The 16,447-nt window shown below is 60.0% G+C and carries 9 protein-coding genes; 5 read left to right on the forward strand and 4 right to left on the reverse strand.

Features of this window, described 5'->3' with window-relative positions:
- Window positions 1-5: 5 nt before the first annotated feature.
- Window positions 6-680 carry a hypothetical protein gene (locus BLV94_RS38895; protein WP_244163759.1) on the reverse strand — a complete coding sequence of 225 codons (675 nt, stop codon included), beginning with the start codon at window positions 678-680 and terminating at the stop codon, window positions 6-8.
- A 206-nt stretch (window positions 681-886) separates the two neighbouring features.
- Here BLV94_RS38895 and BLV94_RS38900 point away from each other — a divergent pair, with 206 nt between their 5' ends.
- Window positions 887-1,066 carry a DNA cytosine methyltransferase gene (locus BLV94_RS38900; RefSeq protein ID WP_371851560.1) on the forward strand — a complete coding sequence of 60 codons (180 nt, stop codon included), beginning with the start codon at window positions 887-889 and terminating at the stop codon, window positions 1,064-1,066.
- A gap of 103 nt (window positions 1,067-1,169) precedes the next feature.
- Complete coding sequence (locus BLV94_RS38905; RefSeq protein ID WP_244163868.1) at window positions 1,170-2,222, forward strand: DNA cytosine methyltransferase; 1,053 nt, start codon at window positions 1,170-1,172, stop codon at window positions 2,220-2,222.
- A 13-nt stretch (window positions 2,223-2,235) separates the two neighbouring features.
- Here the strand turns inward: BLV94_RS38905 and BLV94_RS38910 are convergent, their stop codons facing one another.
- From BLV94_RS38910 to BLV94_RS38920, 3 genes are read right to left on the reverse strand one after another with little or no spacing between them, the layout of a single operon-like run.
- On the reverse strand, window positions 2,236-3,126 hold the full coding sequence (locus tag BLV94_RS38910) for a DUF6339 family protein (RefSeq protein WP_072944225.1): 891 nt from the start codon (window positions 3,124-3,126) through the stop codon (window positions 2,236-2,238).
- Entirely contained in the window at window positions 3,126-4,103 is a 978-nt protein-coding gene (locus tag BLV94_RS38915) for a hypothetical protein (RefSeq protein ID WP_072944227.1), read from the reverse strand. The genes BLV94_RS38910 and BLV94_RS38915 overlap by 1 nt, the downstream gene beginning before the upstream one ends.
- Window positions 4,100-6,196: a helix-turn-helix domain-containing protein gene (locus tag BLV94_RS38920; RefSeq protein ID WP_072944229.1), complete on the reverse strand. Its 2,097-nt coding sequence runs from the start codon at window positions 6,194-6,196 to the stop codon at window positions 4,100-4,102. Before BLV94_RS38920 ends, BLV94_RS38915 begins: the two co-directional genes overlap by 4 nt.
- A 278-nt stretch (window positions 6,197-6,474) precedes the next feature.
- Here BLV94_RS38920 and BLV94_RS38925 point away from each other — a divergent pair, with 278 nt between their 5' ends.
- From BLV94_RS38925 to BLV94_RS38935, 3 genes are read left to right on the forward strand one after another with little or no spacing between them, the layout of a single operon-like run.
- Window positions 6,475-11,280, forward strand: a complete 4,806-nt coding sequence (locus BLV94_RS38925) for a sacsin N-terminal ATP-binding-like domain-containing protein (protein ID WP_072944231.1) — start codon at window positions 6,475-6,477, stop codon at window positions 11,278-11,280.
- Entirely contained in the window at window positions 11,277-13,190 is a 1,914-nt protein-coding gene (locus tag BLV94_RS38930; protein ID WP_072944232.1) for a UvrD-helicase domain-containing protein, read from the forward strand. The genes BLV94_RS38925 and BLV94_RS38930 overlap by 4 nt, the downstream gene beginning before the upstream one ends.
- Entirely contained in the window at window positions 13,187-16,429 is a 3,243-nt protein-coding gene (locus BLV94_RS38935; RefSeq protein ID WP_072944234.1) for a helicase-related protein, read from the forward strand. Before BLV94_RS38930 ends, BLV94_RS38935 begins: the two co-directional genes overlap by 4 nt.
- The last annotated feature ends 18 nt before the right edge of the window (window positions 16,430-16,447 follow it).

A 16,447-nucleotide genomic window follows, 5' to 3' on the forward strand; every position in this document is an offset into this window, starting at 1 on the left:
TCTTGCTACTCACCGTCTGCGACACGCTCGAGTTCCGCTCGAGCCGCCGACACCATCACGGCTTGCCACAATTGCAGGTTGTCTTTCTCCCGCTTGCCGCTGTACTCCTTCTCGAAAAGTTGATGTAGGAGCAGGTACATGAGCGATTTCAGCAAGGGTGCGTCGTTGAGCGTGCCCTTTCGTCCACCCAGAATTGCCGCTCGGTAATTCTGATTAAGGTGGATCGTTCGATTCTCGCGATCCAGCTCGAAAAAGGCGCTGTTGTCGAGGGTCTGCCATCGAACGGAGATCGGGTCTTCCCCGGGAATTAGGGGGAGCTCTTCTTCGATGGTCTCGCGCACGGATGCGTCAATACCCTTTCCGGGTGGTATGACCGGCTTGCGGATGGTTCCTGAGGTCTTGCGGGCCTCGCGATATGTCGTCTCGCCATCCGTCAAGTACTCCGTGAAAAGCCGACCGTCGCCGTCTCGTGCATCCTCGAGCGCTACCACGACCTCTGGAGACATCTCTACGCCCTCCTTCTTGACGCTAAGCCGGAAAACATCCCGTGAGTCGTCAGGAAGATCGATGGAGATGCGGGTCAAGGCAAGATGTTGGTCGGGTTGCCGAAAATTGTTCCATCCGCCGGCTTGAACGAGACGATTGTGTCGGTAGAAGTAGAAGCCTTGCCGTTCCATCACGGACCCGACTGCTTTGTATTCGTCGAGTGTGGATTTCGGCGGCCAGATGTGGGCGTCGAGGCCGACGGACCCTGTCGATGGGAGTTCCGCGACGAATGGGCGCGGGTAGTCGGGGTGACCGGATACGGGGTAAGCGAAGGGATCCAGCGGTACGACACGTGCCCGCGGTCGATTTTCAGTGGATACCGAGTGGCGGCCGTAGTGGGATGGTCAGGTTGACCGTCGACCAAGCGGCTCTACTCCAGGGGTTTCCCACGAGCTGGCACTTTGCGGGGCGGAAGACAGCGCGATATCGCCAGGTCGCGAACGCGGTACCACCACCGCTGGCGCGTGCACTCGGAACGGCCATAGCGGGAACTTTGGGGGCGAGTGTCGAAACCGCGTGAATGCCGACACGTACTGGGCTGAAGAGATCGTCGGTGGGTCGTAATATGCTCCATCCTCATGGCCCCCGATCAGTCACGTCCAGCGCACTCATCGCAGCCTCGCATGGTGGACTTGTTTGCCGGGCCGGGCGGCCTCGATGTAGCAGCCCATTGGCTCGGGATACCTGTTCATGGCGTGGAATGGGACGCGGACGCTTGCGCCACTCGCCGCGCGGCCGGACTCAGCACCGAAGAGGGCGACGTACGGAGTGTCGGCCCACGCGACTTCCCCGACGCCACCGTTCTCGCGGGCGGCCCACCCTGCCAGACGTACACCCTGGCCGGCTCCGGCACCGGTCGCCGAGCGCTGGACGAGGTGCTCTCATTCGTCAAGCAGATGGCTGCTGGGTTCGATATCGCGTCCAGCGTCGCTCGCCTGGAGGACGAGCGTACGGGTCTGGTACTGCAGCCGCTGCGGTGGGTACTTGAGGCTCACGAATTAGGCATTCCTTATGACGCGGTCGTACTCGAACAGGTCCCAGCGGTGCTGCCTGTCTGGGAAGCTGTCGGGGAGGCGCTCGAGGGCCTCGGCTACAAGGTCGACTGTGGCGTCCTTCGCACGGAGGAATTCGGTGTTCCGCAAACACGGCGTCGCGCGATCCTCATCGCGAATCGTCACGAGGCCCCATCGCTACCGGTGCCGACACATCGCGAATACCGGAAGGGAATCCCGAGGCTCGCAGGCGACCAGACGCGCCTCGCGTGGGAAACGATGGGTACAGCTCTGGACCGTCGCGAACCGTTTGTCGTGATCTCAAACTATGGCTCCGGTGGAGATCCAAAAGCGCGCGGGCGCCGTTCCTCTGATGAACCTTCTGCAACGGTTACGGGGAAAGTGTCGCGCAATCGTGTGGTGACCCCTAGCAACTCGGAACTCGAGCGATTTTCCCACTCCGAGGCCGGCCGGTTGCAGACGTTCCCAAAGGACTACCCGTGGTCGGGCAATGGCATTGCTCAGCAGATCGGCAATGCCATCCCTCCCCGGCTTGCGGCCCATGTACTCGCGGCCGCCTTGCATCTGGATCTAGACGAGACGTTCTTCGATGCGGCAGTACGAAGACTATGGCTTCGCGGCAACGCTGGGATTCCTGCCTTGTCCTCACAATCGACCGGATGAATAGCTGGCCCGATTACGCGGACGCTGTGTCCCCATCATCGCCCGCAGCGTGTCGCGGTCGCTTCCGCCTCGGCGCCTCGGCGAGGAGGTTTTCGAACAATGGAACGATTGCGTGAAGTGCGCCCGCGGTAATAGTTCCGTCCGCCGGTCCGTCAGGCAACCGGTCCCACGGTACGGATGACATGCCTTCAGCTTCCGATATCCATTCGCGGACGGCGTCGTCATCAGCAGGAAGGTCGGGAGCCAACACGTCGTACACCACTGTGCTGCCCGCGGTATTAACCGCGGATGAGAGGGCATTGATGTGGTCGCCGAGATGTGTTGTTTTATTCTGTATCAAGTCTTCGAGGATGTGAATGATGGCGAGTGCCGTTGGCCGGTGATCGATGACATCAAGGCGCATCGTCGTGTTCAGGACGTCTTGAACTTGACACGCGACCTCGACCGGGCGGTAGTCCTCACCGTTCCTGAAGAGTTCGGCGGCCCACCATAAACGGGCGAACGCCTGGGTGTAGTGGGGGCCGCTGAATCGAACCGGCAATGCCACGTCGGTTCCCTTGTGGCGCCAGACGACGTAGTCAGGAGCAACAACGAGGGCGATGTAATTCCACAGCTCCATCTCGGCTGCCTCTGCCCTTGTCAGGCGCAATGTGGCGTGGAGGCGCGGCGCAAGCCAACCATCTGCACTTGCCCTCTTTGACTCGAAGCGGTCCATTGCCTCGACGAGCAGTTCACGCACTGGTTCGGCCCGCCAACGTGATTCAGTTCCGTCGTTGTAGGTGGCGTCCTTCGTAAGACTAGCGATGGGAGGTCGCTCCAGTCCTGCTTGGATCCCTCGGCTGAGGTGCTTGGTTGCTGATCCGTTGGACAGGAATCCGAGCATCTCAGGGATAGCGTGATGCATTAGGGGCTGCTCCGTCCGCCTTGGTGGATGTTACGCACAGCTGAGGTTAGTTTTCTCGCGATTTGGCTTCGGCGGCCGGCCGCGAAGTGGAGCCTCGTCTGAACGTCGGCCCATCCTCCGCCATCGGCTCGTTGGCGCTCGATCTCATACAGCGCGTCGGTCAGCTGCCGATCAGGAATGACGTCGGGGAGCATCATTCTGAGTACGGATTCGCGCCATCCGGTGGGCATTATCGGAGTCCCATCATCATCGACTTCCAAGGCGCTCACCGCGGAGTGGAACATCGCGATCCATGCGTCCTGAGCGATTTGGCTTGCAGCCATGTCCCGCAACAACTTCTCCTCAGTCGAGCCGCCCGTGGCGCCGAGAATATCGGTGAGTCCTTCAACTGCGGTCGTGTTGAGGTATACCCGAGGTGTGTCAGTGGATGTGTCAACAATCCACGCTGAATCCTTGAACGGCCTCAGCCAGGTCTGGCTGCCGTCGCGGAAGTCTTCCTCGACGATGTCGACATCACGTTGGCGGATTGGTTTGGTCGATGTCAGGTCGATGAACCAAGGCTCCTGAGTGCCACCGACAACACGCCCCGCCACTCCTTCGACCTCAGCGGTAACCGTGAGCGCGAGTGTGGCGCGTCGGATATGCCGCGAGCGCGAAAGATCGATGATCCCCTGCCAGCTTCCATCAGCCTGTCGGCTCAGGCGCACGGACGAACGGCTGTTAGTCAATTTCTCAGACAGGACTGCAAGACAAACGACTTCAGTCCAGTCTCGGTCAGCGAGTTCCGATTCAGGCAACGACGCCTTCAGCTTAAGAGTCGCGATGTCCCAATTGACCCTCCCTGCCTCGTGCAGGGCAACCGTTCGCTGGGGTCTTGAAATCTGCTTGTACGGCAATTGAGTACCGTCGATAGACACGGACAGGACTTCCAGATCGACGTCACCGAATAGTGTGGGGTACGAGAAGACCGGTTTCATGAAGCACCACCGCGGGCAGCCTGGACCTCGACGACCAGTCGCGCATGGCGTCCGTGGACGGGGTGCGTGGAAGGATCTGTGACGCCGACGAAGGTCGCTGACCGCACGCCCGCCTCAATGGCAAGACTACCTCCCTCGATCCGGCACCCTTCACTCGCGTCCAATTCCTGCCACCGGATCGTCGGGCGTCCTCCTGATCTGACGTCAAATTTGGCGACAGGAGTAAGGAGCCGTTCACTGTCTGATTCCGGTACTTTGAGGGTTACAGCGACATGCCAGGCCCCAGTGTGATCGATCTGTCCAGTCACTCCTCGGACCGTTGGTGCCCCTAATGACTTACGGATGAATGATGGGTGTGGAGCGTCCAAACGTAGGAGCTCACGGAGGGCCTTGGGGCCACCGCCGCGCTCGACCTCGCGCTCCCCGACCAGTCCCCGCACTGCCTTGTCGATCTCGGCGCGGAACTCCCTCAGCCTGGTGATTGCGCCCTTCTCATACGAGGATGTGAGTTCTTCGGTGCGATCCCACCTGTCGTGTTCAGGCGGTTCTGATGCGCGAAGGAACGCCTCGGCAACAGTAACGTCGTCGTCGTCTCTGCCGGTGGCGTAGCCGGCGAGAAGGACGGCTTGAAATGGAGGAGTACCCAAAGGGATCTCCCGAGGCCGATGTTCGACGATGGTCATACGGTTGCCGCGCATGAAGGTAACGCGGTTCGTGGACTCTGCGCTCTCCGCCGCAGGGGTTATAAGGAGGATCGAATTGTGAAGTACACCTTTCCCTTTCCTGCGACCCTGGCCCTTCAGCGGCGTTACAACGAGCGGCACTTCGGCGATCGCCACCTGATCGGCCGCGGTGAGCTCGTTGACTGTTGCATTGTCGAGGTAAGCGCGCATGGCGCGGCTCAGGGCCGGGTGGTGGCTATTCGGGTCGACAGTCTCCTTGGCGACGACCACCTTGTCGTCGCGCAGCGTTGTGACGCTGGCTTGCATCAACGGGCCGGCCGTAAGTCCGCCGACCATCGCTGCCCAGAATCCGTCGGCCAGCGATCGCACGAGTTTGTCGTGCATTTCTTCGAGCGTGCCGGCATCGCCTGATGCATCGTGGGCACCCACGATGAGGAAAGACGTACCGGGTTCAGTCGATATCCGATCAAGGCCAAGGCGGCGAACGGTTTCCTCATCCGCCCACCACGATCGGGAGGTGCCGCGGTGATCAGGTTCCGTGTCCGGCTCACCAAACCACGCCGGCCCCGCGAAGGGAGTTCCGTCGACCTCATGCCAAGGGAGGTCGAGGCGTCCAACTAGTCGTCGCTCCGTGCGGCCTTCGTGCGGCGTTGAGAGCGTCGAGTTCATGAGGACCAAACCGAAGCGGCTGGTGGCCCATAGTGTCGCCTTACCAAGGCCGTAGGACCCGCCGGACCGCAGTCCGGACTGTTTGTGGCTGTCGAGTTGGCGGCGCACAACGGCAGCGAATCGGCCGTCGCTGTACTCGGGCCCGGTGAGCCCTGATGCGTTGTAATCCTCGATGCGGAGGAGCAGGAGCGTTTGTTGTTCCTCGAGATCATCCAGCGCAGCTCGCAGACTTCGTGAGACCTTCTGCTCGGCTGATGCGGCGCTCGTTAGATGGGCTTCCAACTCACCCCACTGAATCGCCGCGAGGAATGAGGTCAAATGCTTGCCGGTCAGTTCGTGCAATGTGTAATCGACGCGGACCGGACTTGTGGCGTCGAAGCGTTCGTCGAGAGAGTTCTGGGTAGCCTCACGGGCAAGGACTGAGAGGTCTGCCTGGAAGGCAAACGCGGCAGCGTTACCGTACTCGCGTCCGCCGTCTGCGTGAGCCGGGCGATGATGCCATCGCAGTGGAAGCTCGGCATCGACGTCGGTGGTCCGGCTAGCAACCGAGGACGCGTCAGTGCCAAGGACTGCCGCGATCTTTGTCTTCATCTCGTCCCGGGGCTCAGAGCGGTTCGTGATCCAGGCGGACACCGCTGCACGAGTGATACCCAAGTCGCCCGCCAACTGAGCCTGGGATTTGCCTGTTCGGCGAAGCTGCCGACCCAGCCAGGGGCCGAACGCTTCTCCTTGTGAGGTCATTCGCAACGATCCGTTCGTAAGATGTCCGGTTAACGGTCGGCAATCCTATCAGCGCGCATTTGACATCAGGGGCAGTGTCAAATTGCAAACTCGCGATCGACCTGTTGTTGCTGGTGGGGGATGTAGCGTGGGTCGCGACGCTACGAATTATTGAAAGTTTGACGGCCCTTGGTCAACCCTGTCAGACCCAGCGTGTAACTCTTTATCGCACTGCACCGATTCGGACATCAGATGGCACCATCGGGGGGCCAGCGCCAGCATCGAGGGATGAACCGCGGATGATCACTTCTGACGGCAACGCCGTATTGACGAAAATTGCTCAGCTCACCGAGCTGGCCCTCGGTACATATGCGTATAACCCCCTTCGGGTCGAGGAGGATGCGAACGGCGAGCGGCGCATCCACCAGGGCGGTTACGGGGACCGTCAACTCTTCGAACTCGTGCAGAACGCTGCGGACGAGTTGCGTGCAGACGAGCACTGCGGGGGGAAGATTCAGGCCGTGCTTACGGGGGAGTACCTGTACTGCGCCAACGAAGGGTCGCCGATGACTCCGGAAGGAGTCGACACAATCCTGCGTATGGGCGTTTCCAAGAAACGTGGTGGCCAGATCGGACGCTTCGGCGTGGGCGTGAAATCAGTGCTGTCAGTGACCCGGACCCCACAATTTTTCAGCCAGACCGGTTCGTTCGGCTTCGATGCGGACTGGTCGGCTGCCGAGATTCTCAGTGCAGTTAATAGTGGGAGACGCGAGAAGGGGCTTGTTCCTCTGGAGTCGGTGGGCGAGACGCCGGTGCTGCGGTTGGCGCGCGCGCTCGATGTAGCGTACGAGCGCGCGCGCGACCAAATCCTCGATGAGATGCTCGGATGGGCGAGTACCGTGGTGCGGCTCCCACTGGTGCACGGTGCGGACGCACGTCTGGGCGATGACTTCCATCAGAGCGCTCAGAACCGACTGGCCGCACCCGGTCGGGAGTTCCCTCATCTGTTCCAGCTCTTTTCGCCCCATGTGGGCAGTGTGGTCCTGGAAGACCGGCGAGAGATGCCCGTCGTTCGTCGCGAAATACATGTAGGGCACCAAGGAGAGTTCCGCACGATTCATCAATCGAGACCTGGTGCGAAAGCGAGCTCGGAGAGCTTTCATGTGTTTACCAGACCGCACCAGGTGACTGAGGAAGTGCGCGAATCGGCGGGAGAGCTGCACGACCGAGTAACTATTGATATCTCATGGGCGGTGCCGAACTACACGATTTCGCCCGGATCTTCGTACAGGACTGTCCCAAACGACCGTGGCACTTTTTGGTCCTACTTTCCGACCAAGTACCCGACTACTCTCAGCGGTGCGCTCAATGCGGCGTGGAAGACTAACGAGGATCGTCAGAATCTGCTTGACAGTAGCGACCTGAATAGGGAGCTGCTCAAAGTATCGGCAGAATTGGTAGTCAATTCGTTGAAAGAATTGTCGGTTCCGGACGATCCGGCTGCGTACTTGCCGTTGCTTCCCGGCCGCGCTAAGGAGTCACCCAACTGGGCCTGCAAGGAACTCACCGAGCAAATTTGGAGGCTTGCTGCGCACAGTTCCTCGCTGCCAGACCAGGATGGCAAGATGCGAAAGCCGAGCGAGCTTCGCATTCACCGGGACAAGCTTTCGGATCAGGCTTTGGCGCTCTGGAGGGAATACCCCGGACGCCCCCGCAACTGGGTTCACCATTCGGTGGAAGGGCCGGGTTCACGTCGAGGAAAGATGAATCACATCCTCGAAGCCGCCTCCCATGATGAGCCGGAGTCGACTCGTGACTGGCTCGAGGCACTCGTCAAGGATGGCACGGCGGAGGCTTCTGCAGCAGCCATCCGGGTGCTCGCGCATCTGCTCGAGCACGACCTGGACGGATCGAGTTTTGCGACAGAGGCGACAGACGCTCGCGCGGCGAAGATCGTTATGACCGAGGATGGCGAGTTCGTTGCGCCAATCGCAGGCAAGTTGTTCCGTCGATCGGTTGAGGACGGATTGCGAGATGATCTGGAGTATGTCCACCAGAGTATCGCCGAGAACGCATCTATTCTGCCTCTCCTGGATAAACTCGGCATCCGTGAAGCAGACACGGAGGGGCGGTTTCACAGCGTTCTAGATCAGGGATTCCGCGGATATACGCCGCAATCTTGGACTCGTTTCTGGGAACTACTACGGAAAGCGGGAGGAGCCTCTCAAACTCGAACGATTCGTGACAAGGTCAAGAATGTTGACACGACTTTGCAGGTTAAGACCGTTGAAGGCAGATTTATCCCGATTAGAGCCTCTATTTGGCCCGGGATAGTCGTGCCGGCGGACGGCTCGCGCGATGGTGATCTTACGGTCGATATTAGGTTCCACGCTGACGACAGGTCCATATTACGGGAGTTAGGCGTGACGGATCGCCCAACCACTGGTTTCAAGCCAGAAGAGGACGGCTGGTTCGAGGAGTACACGCAGGCGATGTACGACGATTATTGCGGAGAGCTTGGTGCTACCGAGAAGCGTGTTCAGCTGAAGACAATCAGGTTCGAAGGCGCACCCACTGCAGGACCGCTGCACCTGTTCAAACGGTTGTCGGCGGATGGAAAAGCAGCGTTCCTAGGCGCTATTCCTGATGAAGGTCTGATCGAGAATTGGAGCCGCACGATCGGCCGTCAAGGGAACACTCGTGTTCAGGTCATGTCGCCGATCCGGTGGCTCATTCGAACCTACGGTGCGGTCGACACCTCAAGGGGCCTGCGCTCATTGGTCGACGCAGTAGGGCCGCAGTTGCAGGACTACGCGGAGGTGCTACCCGTCGCGAAGATCAGTTCGGTGAAGGCACAGCGCCTCCGTCTCCCCACACGAGTCGGGGAGGTCGAGTCTGAGCGTTGGTCTGATCTGCTCGCGATGGTGAAGAAGAGCACAGACGATGGATTCGTGGGGCGAACGTACGCTCTTCTGATTCGGGTGGCATACGACCTGCTACTCGACGAAGAAGCTGTTCGATGCCGAGTTGGCGACAGCTGGGATCTTCTACCGGACGGCGATATTGCGGTCGCGTTGAATAAGGAGGAATACGCTGAGCTGATCCGCGAGAAACATCCCGCTTTGCTTGTCGAGTCCCCGAACGACGCTGAGCAGGCTGATCTCATGATCCGGGAATGGGGAATGCGGACAGTTGCAGACGTCATCGAAAAGCGCGTGCGATGGGTCGCAACTGGGCCGGCGACGGCGATCGCCGATGTGTATCCCGCGCTGCGTCAGCGACTTGGTTCGCGGATCAACGGACTTGTCCTACAAAGATGTAGTGATCTGGAAGAGGTCGTCCGAACGCCGAGCGGCACTAGGTTGACGCCGTTGAAGAGTGCTCGTGAGGAGAGCACCGTGCTGGTCCCCGCCGCCTCCTCCGAGGAATCCGCTTTGGTGCTCGCGGATGGTGAATTCGGGTTCGGCCTGGGTGTCAGCGGCTGCCGTTTGGTTCTCGAGGCGCAGCGCAAGCAGGAGGAGGACCAGGCGCTCAAGGCACGGATCAATGAGATTCGTAGATGCTCGAGCGTCGTTGACAAGTTGGCGCTGCTTATCGAGGAGGCAGACTTGCGCAGCGGATTACCCGACGGGCTCGTCGCCAGTGAGACCGCGGAGTCAGGCAGGGAGCCGAATGTACGCCGCTTGGCAGAATTGGCCTACAGCGCACACGACGACGGCGTGTTGCGGGCGTATGCCAAGGAAATCGCTTCTCGACTCCCCGGGACCCCCAGTCGTTTTGACGGTGGATATGCAGCGTTGAAGTTCGTAACCGATCTGGGCTTCCCAGATCCGTTTGCGGGTGCCCGTATTCCATCACCACCACAACGAGAGGAGGCGGAGGGGCCGTCTGATTTCCCGTCGCTACACGAATATCAGGAGGAGATCGCTGCCAGATTCGTCGAGTTTCTGCGCAGTTCGGCACCTCAGCGCGCAATGTTGAGTCTGCCTACCGGAGCGGGAAAGACTCGGGTTGCGGCTGAAGGTGTGATTCGGTGGATCCGCGATTCGGGCGCCCCCGGAGGGCCGATCTTGTGGATCGCGCAAACGGGGGAACTCTGCGAGCAGGCTGTGCAGTCGTGGAAGTTTGTGTGGGAAAAGGTTGGCCCGGGCCAAGCACTGATCATCGACAGACTCTGGCACAATAACTCGGCGACTCCGGTGACGGGACGTGCGCATCTCGTGGTAGCGACAGATGCGAAGCTGCGGTCGTGCCTGGATGCCGATGACTATGCGTGGCTGCGCGAATCCTCGCTCGTCATTGTCGACGAAGCGCACGTCGCGATATCGCCCCAATACACTGGGATTCTCGAGCAGCTGGGCCTCACCCACCGCACGACTTCACGCCCTCTCGTGGGATTGACAGCGACACCATTTCGCAATGATTCGGAACTAACCCGCCGTCTGGCGCAGAGATTCGGTGACCAGCGCATGGACAAGGGAATCTTGGGAGACAAACCAATCTCGCGCTTGCAGGATCTGGGAATCCTGTCTCGAGTGGAGCATCGTGAACTCGTAGGCGCCGACATGGCCCTCCGCCCACATGAGTTGGCCGAAGTCGAGAAGCTCAATGGATTCCTACCTAAGAGCGCCGAGCAGCGTCTTGCCGATGACGGCGACCGCAACAAGGTACTCATCGAAGAGATAACCAACCTGCCGTCGGACTGGCCTGTGCTCGTGTTTGCCACATCCGTCGAGCACGCGAAGTTCCTTGCAGCAAAGCTCAGCGACAAGGGCATCCGGTCCGTAGCCATTGACTCTGCGACGCCCCTGTCCGAACGCCGTAAGCGGGTTGATGCGTTTCGGAAGGGAGAGATTCGGGTCATCACCAACTACGGAGTTCTCTCGCAGGGGTTCGACGCTCCCGCGACGCGTGCGGTCGTTATCGCGCGGCCGGTGTACAGCGCGAATGTCTACCAGCAAATGATCGGTAGGGGGCTTCGCGGTGTGCGGAACGGCGGCAAGGATAGCTGCTTGATTCTTGACATGAGAGACAACATCACCAACTTTGATAACAGTCTGGCCTTCACCGACTTCGAGTACCTGTGGCAAGAGGAACAGCGATGACGATGACTGGCACGGAGGCTGTCGGTCTCACTTCTGACCAGATGGCGGTGGTCGAGCAGCCTTCGAGTGCTATGACTTTGGTGACCGCTGGTGCTGGGGCAGGTAAGACGACAACCCTTACATATCGCCTCGAGTACCTAACCGGAGTGGAAGAGCTGTCAGCCAGCGAAATCCTTGTACTCAGCTTTTCGAGGGCATCGGTACGCGAACTGCGTGATCGGGTGGATCGGTTGGCCACGACGGCTCGTCGAGTTCGTGCGCAGACCTTCGATGGGTGGGCGCGGTCGGTTCTTCTGCAAGCTGGCTACAGTCGGGAGGATCTCGCAGGTCTGACATTCGATGGGCGAATTGCGCAAGCCGTCGTAGCCATTGAAAGCGGAATTGTCGACGAGTTTGAGCACGGTGCTCCGGCGCATGTGGTCATCGACGAGGTCCAGGACCTCGTCGGAGTGCGGCGAGAGATGGTTGAAGCGCTGTTGGATAGATATGCCGACAGCTGCGGATTCACCGTGGTTGGTGATGCGGCGCAGTCGATTTACGGATTCCAGGTTGCGGATCTCGACGAGCGTGCGGCCGAGACGAACCGATTCTTCGATTGGGTGCGCGTGTCTTTTGCTGACGACCTTGTCGAAGTGACCCTGGGGGACAATTTTCGGGCGCGTACGTCCGAAGCGCGAGTCGCCCTCCCGTTCGGCGAGCGCCTTCAGGGGTTGCCGGCTGATCAGGCTGCGGCCGATGCTGAAGCATCAATGGTTCACGCCGAACTGTGTTCGGTGCTCGATTCAGTCCCTGATTTTGGGCAAGTGAGCGACCCGTTTGTTCAGGATTCCCTCCAGCTGTCTGGCGGGACGACGGCGGTCCTGTGTCGTGACAATGGCCAGGTGCTTCGTCTGTCAGAGGATCTGAACAAGTATGGCGTCCCACACCGAATTCAACGTTCACCGCGGGCGCGCCCGGCACCGGCATGGGTGACGCAGTTACTGCTGTGTGCGCGCGGCGCAACGCTCACCGAAGAGAAGTTCGTCGAAATCGTGTCGGGGATTCAGGCTGTCACTGACGATCCGGCACGCGTGTGGCGTGTATTGCGTCGTGTTGCGGCGAGTTCAGGAAATCGTCTGGATATCGAGGGCATTCGCCGGGCCGTTGCTGAAGGTCGCCTGCCGGATGAACTGACCGCGGAACCTGTTCATTCTCTCGTATTGTCTACCGTCCATCGGGCAAAGGGGCTCGAGTTCGACCGAGTTTTGATCGTGGAACCGGAGGCGCTCAAAAGCCGGGGAAGCGACGGGGTGGATATACCAGCGGAAGCTCGTCTCCTGTACGTTGCCATGACGCGAGCTCGTGATGATCTGTATCGCATTGCGAAACCATCTACTTGGATGTTGCGCAAGGCGCATCGTGGATATATGCCTGTCGAACGCTGGTATGTTGGAGGCCGCGAAAGGTGGGCACGAAACGGCATCGAGGCGCTCGAAGTCGACGTATGTCATGACGCCCCTGCCGAGTCTGACTCGGATGCCGCCGGGGCGCAGCGGTACCTGCACGAGAGCGTGCACGCGGGAGATGCTGTCGAGCTTCGTCGTCTCCACGATCTGCCGATGTCTTCCGTGGAGAGCCCGCCATTCGGGATTTTCCATGACGGTCGTCCAGTCGGTGTGACCTCGGAACGGTTCCGCCAAGACCTGTGGAGGCTTCTGAAGCTCAGTCGAGGATATGACGTGAGGCGATGGCCCCAGAGGATCTCCGGCCTCCAGATAGATGCAGTGGAGTCGGTTGCTGGTTCCGCATCGGTCACCGAACGCTGCGGGTTGGGCGATCGCGGGGTGTGGATCGCTCCCCGGCTTTGTGGACTGGGGCATTTCGATTGGAAGACCGACAAATTTGACGAGGAAGGCGGGACCGTCTTGTGAGCATTCCCGATCACGATGCGCACTACACCCTTCGATCCGACCTGCGTGCGGCGCTTCGGTCTGACCTGCTCGGTCCGCAAGGTGGCCCGCACGAAGTCCTCGCAGATGACGCCCCGATCACCGCTTACCTGATCGGTGTTCTGTTTCCCCGAGTCGGCGAAGATGTAACTGTCACGACTGACGACGAGAGTAGTGTCGAAGATGCGCCGGACGTCGTCAGCGGTGATGATCCTGAACAGGGGACCGCGGACCTGGGCGTTGCACTTACCAATCGCCGCAAACCTTCGTCTATGGGGCTGACGTTTGGGGTCGCGCCAGAGATTACGGGTAGCATCTACGTCACGGTGCGAGCTGCCCAGTATGCGCCGGAGGATGAGAACGGGTTACCGGTGGAGCCTAAGCGCAGCGATGCGCGCAGCACCGAGCAGCAGAAAGAACGCTGGCGTCGGGTTCCGACGGAGTACGGCACGGTGTCGATCATGTTGACGAGCACGGGTATGCAAGAGCCCGTTGCGCTGTGTCCCGGGCTTGAGCTGCGCACGCTTGTAAGGCGTGCAGACAGGGACGGGGTGGTCACCGTGACGGTGACTATCGTGAACACCTTGCGGACAGGCGAATTCGATCTGCAGGACGCCTACTGTTTCTTCCAACCTGAGATCGTCGTTTCCGGGCCGCAAGGAACTCTCCCGTTTGTGGAGCGCGCGGTGGGTGCCGGCGCCGTCGACGCCGAGCAAGCGTTGAGTAGGCTCCTACACCGCCACGCTCCGTCCTTCGCAGTGGGCCACGGTTGCTCAGTCGCCTGGGAGTGGGAACCGCCGGCCGTGCGGGCGCCGATACCTGACCGGGCAGCTGTGGCCCGTCTCAGAACCGAATTCATACCTACCCATGAAGTATTGCTGACGGACTCCAATCCGACGATTGACGACAACGCCCTTGGGATGTCCGGCCTCGGTAGCGGCAGCCGTGAGGAGGTGGCTTCGGCTCTGAGTCGCCTTCTCGACGGTTACCAGTCGTGGATCGAAGACCGATCAGCCGACGCGGATGTCCTGGCCGGCACCGACTACGCGAGCGTGGCCGACGAACAGATCACGTTGTGCCGAGAGTCGCTCGCGCGGATGCGTCGCGGGTTGGCGTTGCTTGCGGATACCGAGCAACCAAAGGTTCTCCAAGCTTTTCAGCTGGCAAATCAGGCTATGGCTCAGCAGCGCGCTCGAAGCAAGTGGATTAAGGACGGGAGAATCGGTTCCCCTGACACAAGTATCGGACGGTGGCGCCCGTTCCAGATCGCATTCATGCTCTTGTGCCTCGAAGGCATCGTCGACCCCGACCATGAAGACAGGAAGGTCGCTGACCTCCTGTGGTTTCCGACCGGTGGCGGCAAGACTGAGGCATACCTGGGGCTGATCGCGTTCACTGTGTTCCTTCGCCGATTGCGAGACAACGCAAACGGTGGCGGGGTCACGGTGCTGATGCGTTACACCCTGCGCCTGTTGACGCTCCAACAGTTTGAACGTGCAACGGTTCTGATTTGCGCGATGGAGCGTGTGCGTAACGAACACCGAGATCTGGGTGCTACTCGAATTTCTATTGGCATGTGGGTGGGAAGGTCGGCGACGCCGAACTACCTGAAAGACGCGGAAATTCAGCTGGAGGATCTGCGAAAGAACCCTCTGAAGTCCCTGCAGAGGGAGAATCCTGTACAGCTCCAGAACTGTCCCTGGTGCGGCGAACCGCTCAGCGCGTCGGACTACGACGTTCGAATCGGCCTGTGCAGGATGTTGGTGCACTGCCCAAATGCGGTCTGTGCGTTCCATGAGGGCGATGGACTGCCTATCCACCTTGTCGACGAAGCGGTCTATGACGCGCGTCCCACGCTGGTCATTTCGACAGTCGACAAATTTGCATCCATGCCATGGCGACCTGAGACGAAGGCCTTGTTCAACCGCGATATTGAGGGGGTCAAGCCGCCGGAGTTGATTGTGCAGGATGAACTTCATCTGATCTCGGGTCCACTAGGAACACTGACAGGGCTTTACGAAACCGCAGTGGATGTCTTAGCCGAGCAGCCGAAGGTAATCGCATCGACAGCAACGATCCGTCGCGCCTCCAATCAAGTGGGGGCACTCTTCGATCGGGAAACGGCTCAGTTCCCGCCAGCGGGAGTCGATTCACGGGACTCTTGGTTTGCCGTAGAGACGCCGCGCCAGGACAAGGCTTCACGCCGCTACGTCGGGTTGTTCACACCCAGTGGAAGCCAGGCGACTCTACTCGTGCGCACCTACGCGGCTTTGCTGAACGCCGCGTATGCCGCAGCAGCGGAAGCGGATCCGAAGGTCGTTGACGCGTACTGGACCCTCGTTGGCTATTTCAACAGCCTGCGGCTGCTTTCCGCTGCCGAGCTGCAGGTCTTCGGCGACGTGCAAGACCGGCTGGAAGTGCTCGCGAAACGCGACGATTCCGGGAGTATCCGCTCGGCGAATGCTTTGATCGAGCTCAGTAGCCGGGCAGATTCGAGCGAGATACCCCGCCGTCTGAAGATCCTTGAGCGTGAACTACCAGACCCGGACGTGCTTGACGTGCTTCTGGCAACCAACATGATCTCGGTCGGTGTCGACATCGACCGACTAGGTTTGATGGCAGTAATGGGACAGCCGCAAACGACGGCGGAGTACATCCAGGCGACGAGCCGAGTCGGACGACGGCATCCAGGACTCGTCGCAGTGATGTTCAATTCGTCGAGGTCGCGGGATCGCTCGCACTACGAGAAGTTTCCGAGCTTTCACTCGGCCCTCTACCGTGAGGTCGAGTCGACAAGTGTTACCCCGTTTTCGTCTCGGTCGCGGGACCGTGGTCTGCATGCCGTCATCGTTGCCCTGACTCGTCTGATGATCCCACGTGCGTCCGATAACAAGGCTGCAGGTCGGATCGAGGAGTATGTCGGGGACATCAATTCGAAAGTTATACCGCGCATCCTCGATCGGGCCCGACAAATCGATGACGCTGAACTTGAGTCGACCAGGACACACTGCGAGAACTTTGTCGAATGGTGGCGCACCGAGGCTGAGGATAACCCAGATCTTGTGTACGAGGCGAAGCGAGGAAGCCGTCAACGGGCATTGTTAAGCGGTTTCGATGATGATTCTAATGACGGCGCAGGCTGGTCGACTCTGTGGAGCCTGCGCGACGTCGATGCTGAATCGACTCTCTTCTATGAGAAGAATAAAGGAGCGACGAAATGACACCTCCGAAACCTCCGC

It is taken from the genome of Rhodococcus koreensis, assembly GCF_900105905.1.
GTDB lineage: Bacteria > Actinomycetota > Actinomycetes > Mycobacteriales > Mycobacteriaceae > Rhodococcus_F > Rhodococcus_F koreensis.

Bases quoted from the DNA above. Each gene is read 5' to 3' on its own strand.
- BLV94_RS38925 (WP_072944231.1), top strand. From the start codon at position 6,475: ATGATCACTTCTGACGGCAACGCCGTATTGACGAAAATTGCTCAGCTC.
- BLV94_RS38920 (WP_072944229.1), bottom strand. From the start codon at position 6,196: ATGACCTCACAAGGAGAAGCGTTCGGCCCCTGGCTGGGTCGGCAGCTT.
- BLV94_RS38915 (WP_072944227.1), bottom strand. From the start codon at position 4,103: ATGAAACCGGTCTTCTCGTACCCCACACTATTCGGTGACGTCGATCTG.
- BLV94_RS38910 (WP_072944225.1), bottom strand. From the start codon at position 3,126: ATGCATCACGCTATCCCTGAGATGCTCGGATTCCTGTCCAACGGATCA.
- BLV94_RS38900 (WP_371851560.1), top strand. From the start codon at position 887: ATGGTCAGGTTGACCGTCGACCAAGCGGCTCTACTCCAGGGGTTTCCC.
- BLV94_RS38930 (WP_072944232.1), top strand. From the start codon at position 11,277: ATGACGATGACTGGCACGGAGGCTGTCGGTCTCACTTCTGACCAGATG.
- BLV94_RS38905 (WP_244163868.1), top strand. From the start codon at position 1,170: ATGGTGGACTTGTTTGCCGGGCCGGGCGGCCTCGATGTAGCAGCCCAT.